The organism is Pseudomonas sp. 20P_3.2_Bac5 (assembly GCF_025466035.1).
In the GTDB taxonomy this organism is placed as follows: Bacteria; Pseudomonadota; Gammaproteobacteria; order Pseudomonadales; family Pseudomonadaceae; genus Aquipseudomonas.
Map to the genome: position 1 here is coordinate 89,819 of NZ_JANLOA010000009.1, position 13,201 is coordinate 103,019.

13 protein-coding genes are annotated in these 13,201 nt (G+C 66.8%); all 13 read left to right on the forward strand.

What is annotated here, in order from left to right:
* Nucleotides 1-7: 7 nt before the first annotated feature.
* The 13 genes from NTD88_RS01390 to NTD88_RS01450 all read left to right on the forward strand — a co-directional run bounded on the left by NTD88_RS01390 (nucleotide 8) and on the right by NTD88_RS01450 (nucleotide 13,170).
* The gene (locus tag NTD88_RS01390) at nucleotides 8-1,579 is read left to right on the forward strand and encodes an ABC transporter substrate-binding protein (protein ID WP_095153622.1); all 1,572 of its coding nucleotides are present in this window, start codon (nucleotides 8-10) and stop codon (nucleotides 1,577-1,579) included.
* On the forward strand, nucleotides 1,572-2,630 hold the full coding sequence (locus tag NTD88_RS01395) for an ABC transporter permease (RefSeq protein WP_262128764.1): 1,059 nt from the start codon (nucleotides 1,572-1,574) through the stop codon (nucleotides 2,628-2,630). Before NTD88_RS01390 ends, NTD88_RS01395 begins: the two co-directional genes overlap by 8 nt.
* Before the next feature lie 12 nt (nucleotides 2,631-2,642).
* A complete protein-coding gene (locus NTD88_RS01400; RefSeq protein ID WP_095153620.1) occupies nucleotides 2,643-3,461 on the forward strand; it encodes an ABC transporter permease in 819 nt (272 codons plus the stop codon).
* Entirely contained in the window at nucleotides 3,458-5,269 is a 1,812-nt protein-coding gene (locus tag NTD88_RS01405) for an ABC transporter ATP-binding protein (RefSeq protein ID WP_262155213.1), read from the forward strand. Before NTD88_RS01400 ends, NTD88_RS01405 begins: the two co-directional genes overlap by 4 nt.
* Before the next feature lie 342 nt (nucleotides 5,270-5,611).
* The gene (locus tag NTD88_RS01410) at nucleotides 5,612-6,445 is read left to right on the forward strand and encodes an urease accessory protein UreD (protein ID WP_262155214.1); all 834 of its coding nucleotides are present in this window, start codon (nucleotides 5,612-5,614) and stop codon (nucleotides 6,443-6,445) included.
* 10 nt (nucleotides 6,446-6,455) lie between these two features.
* A complete protein-coding gene (locus NTD88_RS01415) occupies nucleotides 6,456-6,758 on the forward strand; it encodes an urease subunit gamma (protein ID WP_095153617.1) in 303 nt (100 codons plus the stop codon).
* A gap of 21 nt (nucleotides 6,759-6,779) precedes the next feature.
* Entirely contained in the window at nucleotides 6,780-7,097 is a 318-nt protein-coding gene (locus tag NTD88_RS01420; protein WP_262128760.1) for an urease subunit beta, read from the forward strand.
* A complete protein-coding gene (gene ureC / locus NTD88_RS01425; RefSeq protein WP_095153615.1) occupies nucleotides 7,094-8,797 on the forward strand; it encodes an urease subunit alpha in 1,704 nt (567 codons plus the stop codon). The genes NTD88_RS01420 and ureC overlap by 4 nt, the downstream gene beginning before the upstream one ends.
* A 15-nt stretch (nucleotides 8,798-8,812) precedes the next feature.
* Entirely contained in the window at nucleotides 8,813-9,316 is a 504-nt protein-coding gene (gene ureE, locus NTD88_RS01430; protein WP_095153614.1) for an urease accessory protein UreE, read from the forward strand.
* Nucleotides 9,317-9,335: 19 nt separating this feature from the next.
* Nucleotides 9,336-9,881: a HupE/UreJ family protein gene (locus NTD88_RS01435; protein WP_095153613.1), complete on the forward strand. Its 546-nt coding sequence runs from the start codon at nucleotides 9,336-9,338 to the stop codon at nucleotides 9,879-9,881.
* The gene (locus tag NTD88_RS01440; protein ID WP_262155215.1) at nucleotides 9,881-10,555 is read left to right on the forward strand and encodes an urease accessory protein UreF; all 675 of its coding nucleotides are present in this window, start codon (nucleotides 9,881-9,883) and stop codon (nucleotides 10,553-10,555) included. The genes NTD88_RS01435 and NTD88_RS01440 overlap by 1 nt, the downstream gene beginning before the upstream one ends.
* A gap of 10 nt (nucleotides 10,556-10,565) precedes the next feature.
* Nucleotides 10,566-11,195 (forward strand): urease accessory protein UreG, encoded by a 630-nt coding sequence (ureG, locus tag NTD88_RS01445; protein WP_262128757.1) that lies wholly within the window; start codon nucleotides 10,566-10,568, stop codon nucleotides 11,193-11,195.
* Between the two features lie 76 nt (nucleotides 11,196-11,271).
* A complete protein-coding gene (locus NTD88_RS01450; protein WP_262155216.1) occupies nucleotides 11,272-13,170 on the forward strand; it encodes a M14 family metallopeptidase in 1,899 nt (632 codons plus the stop codon).
* Nucleotides 13,171-13,201 lie beyond the last annotated feature (31 nt).

A 13,201-nucleotide genomic window follows, 5' to 3' on the forward strand; every position in this document is an offset into this window, starting at 1 on the left:
ATGACCCATGCCCAACGAATTTTCCCGCCGGATCTTCCTCGGCAACAGCCTGACCATCGGTGGCGGCCTGCTCCTCGGCTCCAGCCTGCTGACCGGCTGCGGAGGCGGTGAACCCGCCGCCGTGGCCGGCGCCAAGGCCATCGCCAGCACCCCGGTGCGTGGCGGACGGCTGCGCGTCGGCATCATCGACGGCGACCAGGCCGGCAACCTCGACGCGCACAAGCCGTCCGGCGGCGGGATCATTCGCGGCTGGGCGCTGTACAGCAAATTCTGGGAATGGAACGACGACGTCAGCACCCGCCTGGGCCTGGCCGAGTTCGCCGAGCCCAACGCCGACGCCACGGCCTGGACCATCCGCATCCGTCCGGGCCTGGAGTTCCATCACGGCAAGACCATCACCGCCGATGACATGCTGTTCTCGATCCTGCGCCTGACCGACCCGAAACTGGCCTCGCCGTACGCCGGGCTGGTCGGCGCCATCGACCGCCAGGCCCTGCGCAAGCTGGACGAGCGCACCATCGAAATCCGCTTCAAGGAAGGCCGCAGCTTCTTCCCGCTGGATGAAACCCTGATCGCCTTCGGCGGCATCGTGCCGACCGACTACGACCCGAACAACCCGGTGGGCGCCGGGCCGTATCGCCTGAAGCGCTTCGTGCCGGGCCAGCGCGCGCTGTTCACCCGTTTCGAAAACTACTTCAAGCCCAACCAGCCGTACGCTGACGAGCTGGAAATCATCGAATTCAAGGACCAGGTGTCGCGGGTCGCGGCCCTGCGTGCCGGGCAGATCGACGTCGCCAGTGGCGTGCAGGCCGAGCACAGCGCCTTGCTCAAGGCCGACCCGCGCCTGCAATTGGTGGTCTCGCCGACCACCTCGTTCACCGGCTTCAACCTCAACACCGCCAAGGCACCGTTCCAGGACGAGCGCGTGCGCCAGGCCTTCCGCTTGCTGGCCGACCGCCAGGAGCTGGTAGACCGTGGCCTCAACGGTTTCGGCCGGGTCGCCAACGACCTCTATTCGCCTAACGACCCGACCTACAACCACGCCATCGCCCAGCGCCCCTATGACCTGGAGCAGGCCCGTTCGCTGCTGCGCCAGGCCGGCGTCAGCGACCTGCGCCTGGAACTGACCACCACCGCCAACGAGGTCAATGCCGCGCTGGTGTTCGCCCAACAAGCGAAGAAGGCCGGGGTGGAAATCAAGGTCACGCCGGTGGACGGCTCGGTGTTCAACGGTCCGCAGAAAGAGCAGTGGCTGATGTCGCCGGGCTCGACCCCGGCGCGCGGCTTCCTCGCCACCGGCCTGCACAACGACGCGCCGCTGGCGATCTACAACCGCAGCAACTTCCGCGACGAGCGTTTCTCGCAACTGTTCACCCAGGCCCTCGGCCAGCCGGACCTGGCCAAGCGCCGCGAGCTGGTGCACGAAGCGCAGACCATCCAGCACCAGCGCGGCGGCCTGCTGATCTGGGGCTTCAGTGACGTGCTCGATGCCGCTTCGAACAAGGTCGGCGGCCTGCACGGCGAACAGACCACCTTTGCCTCCTGGCGCTTTGACAGCCTGTGGTTGAACCATGCCTGATCGCCTGAAAATTTCCCGTTTGCCTGCCTGGCTGCCGTGGTTCGTTGGCCGCCTCGGTTATGGCCTGCTCACCGCCTGGGTCATCAGCCTGGTGGTGTTCCTCGCCACCCAGGCGCTGCCGTCGGACCCGGCGCGGGTCATCCTCGGCCCCGACGCGCCGCTGGAAAGCATCCTCACCCTGCGCCAGCAACTGGGCCTCGACCGGCCGATCCTGCTGCAATACCTGAGCTGGCTGGCCCAGTTGCTGCGCGGCGACCTCGGTGTGTCGCTGGACTCGGCGCAGCCGGTGGCGACCATTCTCTTCGACCGCTTCGGCAATACCCTGGCGCTGCTGCTGGGGGTGTTGCTGCTGGTGCTGCCGCTGGCGCTGGTGATCGGCGTCGGCCTGGCCCTGCGCCGCGACAGCCGCCTGGACCGCTGGGGCCTGGCGGCATTGATCGTGCTCAAGGCCACGCCCGGTTACCTGCTGGCCATCGGTCTGGTGCTGCTGTTCTCGATGCCGCACTTCGACCTGCTGCCGGCGGTGTCGCTGATCGACCCGGACCGGCCGTTGTGGCGGCAACTGCATTACCTCGCGCTGCCGGTGATTGCCCTCAGCCTGACGGCACTGCCGTACCTGGCGCGGCTGGTGCGCGCCTCGATGATCGAGACGCTGGACTCCGACTTCGTCGGCGCCGCCCGCCTGCGCGGTGTGCCGGAACGGCGCATCGTCTGGCGCCACACCTTGCCCAACGCACTGGTGCCGGCGATCCAGGGCGTGGCGCTGACCCTGCGCGTACTGATCGGCGGCGCGCTGCTGGCGGAAGTGGTGTTCAGCTACCCCGGCATCGGCACCTTGCTCAACAGCGCGATCCAGATGCGCGATCTGCCGCTGATCCAGGGCGTGGTGTTGGTCATCACCCTCGGCGTGGTGCTGATCAACCTGCTGGCCGACCTGCTGACCGTCTTGCTGACCCCGAAACTGCGTACCGCGCGCCGTCCCGGACTGATCGCCCGCAACCGCCGTGGCATCCAGAGCTGGTGGCGGCGCCCGGCGGCGAAAGCCCCTTGAAAGGAGTAGAGCATGTTCACTGCACGATTCTGGCGTGAGCCGAGCATTCGCCGCGGCGCCCTGGTGACCCTGGCGGTGGTGCTGCTGGCGCTGTTCGGCCCGTGGCTGGCGCCCCATGCGCCGACCGATATGCTCGGCGGCGTGTACGGCGCGCCCACCGCCGCAGCGCCGCTGGGCCACGATTTCCTTGGCCACGACGTGCTGTCGCGGCTGCTCGCCGGCGGCCTGTCGATTCTCTGGATGTCGCTGGCCGCCGCCAGCCTGGCGCTGGTGGTGGGCAGCGTGCTGGGCATGCTCGCCGGCCTGTCGCGGCAGCGTCTGGACCAGATCATCACCTGGCTGGCGGATGTCTGGCTGGCCTTTCCCGACCTGATCCTGGTGCTGCTGATCGTCTCCATGCTCGGCCGCGCGCCGTGGCTGATTGTCCTCACCGTCGCCATTGCCTTTATTCCCGGCGTGATCCGTCTGGCCCGCGGCAGCGCGGTGTCGGTGGCCAGCCAGGAGTTCGTCGAGGCGGCGCAGATGATGGGTTTTTCCCGCACCCGCATCCTCTTGCGCGAGATTCTGCCGAATGTCCTGACGCCGCTGCTGGTGCACTTCGGCAACATGCTCACCTGGGGCATCGGCATGCTCTCGGGCCTGAGCTTCCTCGGCTACGGCGTCGCCCCGCCGGCGGCGGACTGGGGCCTGATGATCAATGAAAACCAGGCGGGCCTGCTGGTCCAGCCCTGGGCCGTACTGGCCCCGGCGCTGCTGATCGCGGTGTTCGCCTATGGCACCAACTTGCTGGCCGAAGGCATTGCCCGGTACAGCGCGGGAGCGCGCTCATGAATGCATTCGTCCTGTCCGAACCGGTGCAGACCGGCGCCAGCGCCGATGAGGCCCGTGTGGCGGCCTTGCAGGTCGAGGGCCTGCGGGTCGACCTCGACAACGGCAGCGATGTGATCGACCACATCGACTTTAGCCTTGAACCTGGGGAAATCCTCGGTCTGGTGGGCGAGTCGGGTTCCGGCAAGACCACCCTCGCCACCGCCTTGCTCGCCCATGCCCGCCGTGGCGCGCGGATCAGCGGCGGGCGGGTGCGGGTCGCCGGCACCGACTTCCTCGCCCTCGACGGAGAAGGCTTGCGCCGGGCCCGTGGCGGGCTGATCGGTTATGTCGCCCAGGACCCGGCGCTGGCCCTGAACCCGGCGATCCGCATCGGCAACCTGCTGCTGGAAACCCTGCGCGCCCATGAACCGACGCTGGGCCGCGAGGCCTGGGAACAACGCCTGCAGCAGACGCTGGTGGATGTCGGCCTGCCGGGCGACCGCGAATTTCTCCGGCGTTTCGCCCACCAACTGTCTGGCGGCCAGCAGCAGCGGGTGATGCTGGCGCTGGCGTTCATTCTCCGGCCAAAACTGATCGTGCTCGACGAGCCGACCACCGCACTGGACGTCGGCACCCGCGCGCACATCCTGCAAACCGTGCGGCGGTTGTGCAAAGAGCAGGGCGTGGCGGCGGTGTACGTGTCCCACGACCTCGGCGTCATCAAGGACCTGGTGGACCGGGTGATGGTCATGTACGCCGGGCGCATCGTCGAAGTCGCCAGCCGCGAACGGCTGTTCGAGCGGCCCGGCCATCCGTACACCCTCGGCTTGCTCGCGGCGATTCCCGAAGTCGGACGCCAGCGTGTGCTGCGCGCCATCGCCGGGCATGCGCCGGCGCCGGGGCAGCGTCCGGGTGGTTGCGCCTTCGCGGCGCGCTGCGAGCGGCGCAGTGCCGCCTGCGAGCGGGCCGAACCGGCGTTGCAAGCGCTGGACGGCACCCAGCAGGTAGCGTGCCTGCACCCGCAACTGACCACATTGCCCGAGGCGGAAAGCGCGGCGCCGCGGCTGTTTGTCGAAGGACGCACGCCGTTGCTGGAACTGCGCGAACTGAACCTGACCTATGACCGCCAGGTGCTGTTCGACCTGGACCTGCACGTGTACCGCGGCGAATGCCTGGCGGTGGTGGGCGAGTCCGGTTCGGGCAAGACCAGCCTGGCGCGGACCCTGGCCGGCCTTGGCGACAACGCCACCGGCCACTTGAGTTTCGACGGCCAGCCGCTGAGCCTGCTGGCGCGCCAGCGTCCCTCGGCGACGCGGCACCGGATCCAGTACATCTTCCAGAACCCGTACCGCGCCTTGAACCCGCGCCAGACCGTCGCCCAATGCCTGCAAGCGCCGCTGGAACATTTCTTCGGCCTCAAGGGCGCCGCCTGCCGGGCCCGCATCGATGCTGCGCTGACGCGGGTGGCGTTGCCGCTGGAAACCGCGAACAAATACCCGCATCACCTGTCTGGCGGCGAGCGCCAGCGCGTCGCGATTGCGCGGGCGCTGGTCTGCGAGCCTGAAGTGCTGATCTGCGACGAAGTCACCTCGGCCCTCGACGTTTCAGTGCAGGCCGCGATCCTTGCGCTGCTGCGCGAATTGCAGGCGGAAGGCATGACCCTGGTGTTCGTCACCCACGACCTCGGCGTGGTGCGGGCGATTGCCGACCGCATCGTGGTGGTCAAGGAAGGCCGGATCATCGAGGCCGGCGCCAGTGGGGACGTGCTGGACCGGCCGCAGACGGGGTATGTGAAAGGGTTGGTGGAGCAGGCGATGTTTTTGCGGTAGGTGTGCCGACAGATCTTTAGCGTTCTCCAGATCGAGCGCCGCGCGGGCGGCGCTCGATCTTGAGAGCGCTGAAAGCCTGTCGACTAGCACCTGTCCGCGATTCCCCGTTCCCCTGACTAGCGCCTCAAGTCCAGGACCAGTGCACCACCAACGCACGAATTCCCCTACATGCGCCATTCTGGCCCGCAATGTGCACTTACACCTTCCATCGATTACTGATCGATCGATCAGGTCTGCGCGACGGCCCGCAACCCGCGCCCGTGCAGACGTTCTTTAACCGCCGCGTCTGCCTGGGACTGCATGCCAGCCCCAATAAACGCGGTGTTTGTCGGAACCGCTGGAATGTCCCTACCCGAACAGCTTCCGCCCGTGAATTCCACTGCGGGCTGGAGCGCCGAGCTGATGCTGCGCTTCGTTGCACGAGGCGGTAAGACCTGTATTGGTGCGCGGCGTCATTCCGGACCTCTTTTGGTGCAAAGACCCTTCTACCCCGAGGGCGCACCTTGCCACGTTTATGTGCTGCACCCGCCCGGCGGCGTGGTGGGCGGCGACCGTCTGACCCTCGACGTGCACCTGGAACCCGGCAGCCACGCGCTGTTGACCATGCCCGGTGCCACCAAGTTTTATCGCAGCGCCGGCCCCGTTTCGGTGCTCAAGCAGCATTTCCACTTGGCCGAAGGCAGCACCTTGGAGTGGCTGCCTCAAGGCAATATCTGTTTCGACGGCGCCCGGCTCAGCCTGGAAAACCGCTTTACCCTGGCGCCCGGCGCGCGGCTGCTGGCCTGGGAAACGTTGTGCCTGGGCCGGCCGGTGATGGGCGAAGTGTTCAACCACGGCACGCTGGACAGCCGCCTGTTGATCGACCTGCCGGACGATCCCGGCCTGCACGAACGCCTGCGCATCGACGGCGGGCAATTGCACAAGCTTGCCGGTTATCCGCTACAAGCCACCTTTTGCGCCGCGCCCGCCACCGCCGAGTTGCTGGAGCAGGCCCGCGTGCTGCTCGATGAACTCACCGTCCCGGCCGGGGCGACCCTGCTGGGAAAACTGTTGGTGGTCCGCCTGCTGGACCACGACAACCAACGTCTTCAATCCACACTGGCGCGGCTCTGGCACGCGCTGCGCCCGGCCGTCACCGGCCTGGCGCCGTGCCCGCCGCGTATCTGGGCCACCTGAGAGAGCGACCATGGAGCTGACCCCGAGAGAGAAAGACAAACTGCTGCTGTTCACCGCCGCGCTGCTCGCCGAGCGCCGCCGTGACCGTGGCCTGAAACTCAATTACCCGGAAGCGGTGGCGCTGATCAGCGCGACGGTGATGGAGGGCGCCCGCGACGGGCGCACCGTCGCCGAACTGATGAACCTGGGCCGCGAGGTGCTGACCCGCGAGCAGGTGATGGAGGGCGTGCCCGAGATGATCCACGACGTCCAGGTGGAAGCCACCTTTCCCGACGGGACCAAGCTGGTCACCGTCCATGACCCGATCGTCTGAGCGGCGCAACAGGAGAGCAGGATGATTCCCGGAGAAATACAGGTCGCCGCTGGCGACATCGAGCTCAACGCCGGACGCGAGACGATCAGCGTCAGCGTGGCCAACCACGGCGATCGCCCGGTGCAGGTCGGCTCGCACTATCACTTCTTTGAAGTCAACGACACCCTGGTGTTCGAGCGCGAGGTCACCCGCGGCTATCGCCTGGACATTCCCGCCGGCACCGCCGTGCGCTTCGAACCGGGGCAGTCGCGCAGCGTCACGCTGGTGCCTTACGCCGGCAAGCGCGAAGTCTACGGCTTCCAGGGCAAGGTCATGGGCAAGCTGGAGGCGCGGGCATGAGCCGGATTTCCCGTCGGGCCTACGCCGACATGTTCGGCCCCACCGTGGGCGACCGCGTGCGCCTGGCCGATACCGAGTTGTGGGTGGAGGTCGAGAAGGACTTCACGATTTACGGCGAAGAGGTCAAGTTCGGCGGCGGCAAGGTGATCCGCGACGGCATGGGCCAGGGCCAGATGCTCGCCGCCGAGGCCATGGACCTGGTGCTGACCAACGCGCTGATCATCGACCACTGGGGCATCGTCAAGGCCGATATCGGCGTGAAGAACGGCCGCATCGTCGGCATCGGCAAGGCCGGCAACCCCGATGTGCAACCGGGCGTGACCCTGCCGGTGGGGCCGGGCACCGAAGTGATCGCCGCCGAGGGCAAGATCGTCACCGCGGGCGGCATCGACTCACACATTCACTTCATTTGCCCGCAGCAGGTGGAAGAAGCGCTGACCTCCGGCATCACCACTTTCATTGGCGGCGGCACCGGCCCGGCCACCGGCACCAACGCCACCACCTGCACGCCCGGTCCCTGGTATCTGGCGCGGATGCTCCAGGCGGCGGATGAACTGCCGATCAATATCGGCCTGCTCGGCAAGGGCAACGCGTCGCGACCTGAGGCCCTGCGCGAGCAGATCGCCGCCGGCGCGGTGGGGTTGAAACTGCACGAAGACTGGGGCTCGACGCCCGCCGCCATCGACTGCTGCCTGGGCGTGGCCGAGGAAATGGACGTGCAGGTGGCGATCCACACCGACACCCTCAACGAGTCCGGCTGCATCGAGGACACCCTCGCGGCTATCGGCGACCGCACCATCCACACCTTCCACACCGAGGGTGCCGGCGGTGGTCACGCGCCGGACATCATTCGCGCGGCGGGTTTCGCCAACGTGCTGCCGTCGTCCACCAACCCGACCCTGCCGTACACCGTCAATACGGTGGACGAGCACCTCGACATGCTGATGGTCTGTCACCACCTGGACACCAGCATCGCCGAGGACGTGGCCTTCGCCGAGTCACGGATCCGCCGCGAGACCATCGCCGCCGAAGACATCCTGCATGACCTCGGCGCCTTCTCCATGACTTCCTCGGACTCTCAGGCCATGGGCCGGGTCGGCGAGGTGGTGTTGCGCACCTGGCAGGTGGCGCACCAGATGAAACTGCGTCGCGGGCCGCTGGCCGGGGATTCGTCGTACAGCGACAACACCCGGGTCAAGCGCTACATCGCCAAGTACACCATCAACCCGGCGCTGACCCACGGCATCGCCCATGAAGTCGGCTCGCTGGAAGCCGGCAAGCTGGCCGACCTGGTGCTCTGGTCGCCGGCCTTCTTCGGCGTCAAGCCGGCGCTGGTGATCAAGGGCGGGATGATCGCCACGGCGCCGATGGGCGATATCAACGGCTCGATCCCGACGCCGCAGCCGGTGCATTACCGGCCGATGTTCGGCGCCCTCGGCGCGGCGCGGCATGCCACGCGGATGACCTTCCTGTCGAAGGCCGCCCTTGATGGCGGCATCCACGAACAACTGGGCCTGCGCAGCCTGATCGGCCTGGCCCACGGCTGCCGCACGGTGCGCAAGGGCGACATGCTGCACAACGGCCTGATGCCCAACATCGAGGTGGATTCGCAGACCTATGAAGTACGCGCCGATGGCGAGTTGCTGGTGTGCGAGCCGGCCACGATATTGCCCATGGCCCAGCGTTACTTCCTGTTTTAAGCCCAAGGAGAAACCATGATTCTGTTGACCCGCCGGGTGACCGAAGCCGATGCCGCGGCGACCACCACGGCAACCCTGAACCTGGACACGCGGATCAAGAGCCGGGTGCGCATCACCCTTGATGACGGTCGCGATGCCGGCCTGCTGCTGGAGCGCGGTCAGTTGATTCGCGGCGGCGAGTTGCTGGCGGACGGCGAGGGCAGGGAGGTGGTGCGGATCATCGCCGCCGCCGAGGCCGTCTCGACCGTGCGCTGCGACGACGCGCTGCTGCTGGCCCGCGCCGCCTATCACCTGGGCAACCGCCATGTGCCGCTGCAGATCGAGGCCGGTTTCGTGCGCTACCAGCACGACTATGTGCTGGACGACATGGTTCGCGGTTTCGGCCTGGAGGTGACGCTGGAGCAAGCGCCGTTCGAGCCCGAGGCCGGCGCCTACCAGAGCGCGCCGCACAGCCATGCCCACAGTCATGGTCAGGTTCAGGACCATCCCTTTATTCGCCTGCCTGCCCAGGCCCACTGATTCCAACAAGGAGCACCCCATGAAGAAGTCTCTTGCCCTGGCTTTGCTGCTGGTCGCCGTACCGGCCCTGGCCCACCCCGGTCACGACGCCAACCCGCTGCAGGACGGCCTGCTGCACCCGCTGACCGGCCTCGATCACTTGCTGATGCTGATCGGCACCGGCGTGCTCGCCGCGCTGACCCGCAGCCGCTTGACCCTGCCGCTGCTGACCCTGTGCGCCATGTTCAGCGGCGCGGTGCTAGGCCACCTGTTCGGCGGCGTGATCGGCATGGAAGCGATGATCCTCGGCTCGCTGCTGGTGGCGGGCGCCGCGTTGCTGCTGCCACGTCGCCAGGTACTGCTGTCGCTGGTGATGCCGGTGTTCGCGCTGTTCCACGGCTGGGCGCACGGCGTTGAATCCAGCCCGGGTGCGTTCTGGGTGTTCAGCGCCGGCTTCGTCACCGTCAGCGGCCTGTTGCTCCTGGCCGGCTTTGGCGTGGGTTGCCTGCTGCGCCGCCACACCCGCCTGCAACAAGCCTTCGGCGGCGGCCTGTTGGCCGGTGCGGCCGTGATGCTGGCGGGCTGATGAGCAGCGACCTGAAATTGCTGCGCCTGCTGCAACTGGCCAGCCCGAACCTGCCGGTGGGTGGTTTCACCTACTCGCAGGGGCTGGAATGGGCGGTGGAGGCCGGCTGGGTGCGCGGCGCCGCGGGCTTTGCCGACTGGCAGCGCCAGCAGTTGCACGACACCCTCGGCTACCTCGACTGGCCCTTGCTGGCGCGGCTGTACCACGCGTGCGAAGCCGGCGATGTCGCCGCGTTCGCGCAGTGGAGCCGATTTCTGCTGAGCAACCGCGAAACTGCCGAGCTTCGCACCGAAGAACGCCAGCGCGGCATGGCCCTGATGCGCCTGCTGGATGGCTGGCAAATGGGCCAGGATCCGGCGTGGCGCGCCAGCCTGGAACTCAGCCAACTCGGCGGCATGGCCTGGCTCGCGGTGCACTGGCAGATCCCGCTGCGCGACCTGGCGCTGGGGCATGGCTTTATCTGGCTGGAAGGCGCGGTGATGGCCGGGGTCAAGCTGGTGCCGTTCGGCCAGCAGGCGGCGCAGACACTGCTGCGTGATCTTTCCGAAGAACTGCCCGCGGTCCTCGAACGGGCCCTGGCCTTGCCTGACGAGCAACTCGGCGGCGGCCTGCCGCTGCTGGCGATTGCCTCGTCCCGGCACGAAACCCAATACACCCGATTGTTCCGATCCTGAGGAATCCCCTATGCAAAGTTACAAACAACCCCTGCGTGTCGGCGTCGGCGGCCCGGTCGGGTCCGGCAAGACCGCGCTGCTCGAAGCGCTGTGCAAGGCCATGCGCGACCACTACGAAATCGCCGTGGTGACCAACGACATCTACACCAAGGAAGACCAGCGCATCCTCACCGAGGCTGGCGCCCTGGCGCCGGAGCGCATCGTCGGCGTGGAAACCGGCGGCTGCCCGCACACCGCGATCCGCGAAGACGCCTCGATGAACCTGGCGGCGGTGGAAGAACTGGCGCGCACCTTCGGCAACCTGGACGTGATCTTCGTCGAGAGCGGCGGTGACAACCTCAGTGCCACCTTCAGCCCGGAGCTGGCGGACCTCACGGTCTACGTGATCGACGTCGCCGAAGGCGAGAAAATCCCGCGCAAGGGCGGGCCGGGCATCACCAAGTCGGATTTCCTGGTGATCAACAAGATCGACCTCGCGCCGTATGTCGGTGCTTCGCTGGAAGTGATGGAACGCGACACCCAGCGCATGCGCCCCGAACGGCCGTGGGCGTTCACCAACCTGAAGACCGGGCATGGTTTGCAGACGCTGATCGACTTCATCGTTGACCGGGGGATGCTGGAGGCGGCGAAGGTGGGGTGACGGGCTGAGGGAGATCTGGCGGCCTTCACTCGATGTGTTCTAAGGTTGCCAGTCCCCGTGTGAGAAGGAACTCAAGATGAAGCACCCGCACCTGCTTTTCGCCGCGCTGTCGCTCGGTGCCAGTCTGCCGGTCCAGGCCGCCTTGCCCGGCGCGCCGGCCTATATCGACGACAGCGGCTACCTGCAAGCGGCGAAGCAACGCATCCTGCCGGCGATGTTCGAACAGCAACTCACCAGCACGCAGTACATCGCCAAGGCCGACAACCCGCTGATCACGGTGGCCGAAGCCAGTGATTTCCACCAGACCAGCACCTACGAACAAACCCGCGCCTGGCTGAAAAAACTGGCCGCCGCGTCTGGTGGTCGGGTGGTGCTTAGCGACCTGCCGGAAAAGAGCGCCGAAGGTTACCCGATGCTGCTGGCGGTGGCCTCCACCAGCGCCGACAAGTCACCCGCCGGGCTGAAGAAGTCCGGCAAGCCGACCATTTTCGTCGAGGCCGAGATTCACCCCGGCGAGTCCAACGGCAAGGACGCCATGTTCATGCTGCTGCGCGATATGACCAACGGCGACAAAGCGCTGGCCGGGCTGCTGGACCGGGTCAATATCCTCTTCATTCCCACCGTCAATATCGACGGCGATGTGCGCCGCAGCCCCTACGGCCGCATCAACCAGAACGGCCCGGACGTCAGCGGCTGGCGGGTCAATGGCCTGAACTACAACCTCAACCGCGACTTCACCAAGCTCGACAGTGCCGAGATCCGCAACGTCGCCTGGGTGTTCAACACCTACGAACTGAGCTTCTTCGCTGACACCCATTCCACCGACGGCGCCATGTACCCCTACGACAGCTCGTATTGCCACAACGGCAACGGCTGGTCGCCGGCCAGCAGCGCGTGGATGGACGAAGTGATGAAAGCGCCGGTGTACCGTGCGTTGCAGGACGAAGGCCATGTGGTTCATGAGTGCATCAGCTTCAACGACAACCAGGACCCGACCCAGGGCTATTACCCGTACCGCACCGACCTGGCGCGGTTCTCCAACCAGTACGGCGATATCCGCAACGTGCCGTCGATCCTCATCGAACAGCACGCCTTGCACCCGTACAAGACCCAGGTGCTGGGCAACTACGTGATGCTCAAGCGCATGTTCCAAGTGATCGGCGAGCAGTCGACTTCGCTACGCGCCGCCATCGCCAAGGACCGCGCCCGCCTGGCGGCGCAGAAGGATGTGATCCTGACCTGGAAGCCGGGCAAGGCCGAGACCGTGCCGTTCACCGTGGGCGACTACCGCTACGACACCTCGCCGATCACCGGGACCAAGACCATCGTTTGGAGCAATCAGCCGAAGAACCTCGAAGTGCCGGTCACCGGCAACAGCGAGCCGGACCTGATCACCAAACGGCCGAAGCAGTACATCGTGCCGGCGCAGTGGCGCGAGGTGATCGCCCGCCTCAAGGCCCATGGCATCGACATGCGCACCCTCGACAAGCCCACCGCCGTGGCCGTGACCCTGTACCGCATGGACGAGGTGAAAGTGGCGGGCGGCTTCGAACCGGACCGGGCCAAGAGCAACGAGATTCCCGGCTACGAGGGGCATCTGCTGGTCAGCGGCGTGGCCAAACCGTTCGAGCGACTGCAGACCTTCCCGGCGGGGTCGGTGGTGATCAATGTCGACCAGCCGCTCGGTGTGCTGGCGATCAACCTGCTGTACCCGGAAAGTCCCGATTCGTTCTGGGCCTGGGGCTTTTTCAACTCGACCCTGGTGGTGGCGGAAGAGCCCGAGGAATACGTGATGGAGCCCATGGCGCGGAAGATGTTGGAGGAAAGCCCGGCGCTCAAGGTCGAGTTTGAGCGCAAGCTCAACGACGATCCGGCGTTCGCCGCCGACCCGCGGGCGCGCTTGAGCTGGTTCTATCAGCGCACGCCGTTCTATGACGTGAACGCCTTCGTGTACCCGGTGGGCGTGGTGTATTGAAGCGCGCCGGTCCCGCCCCGGGACCGGCATG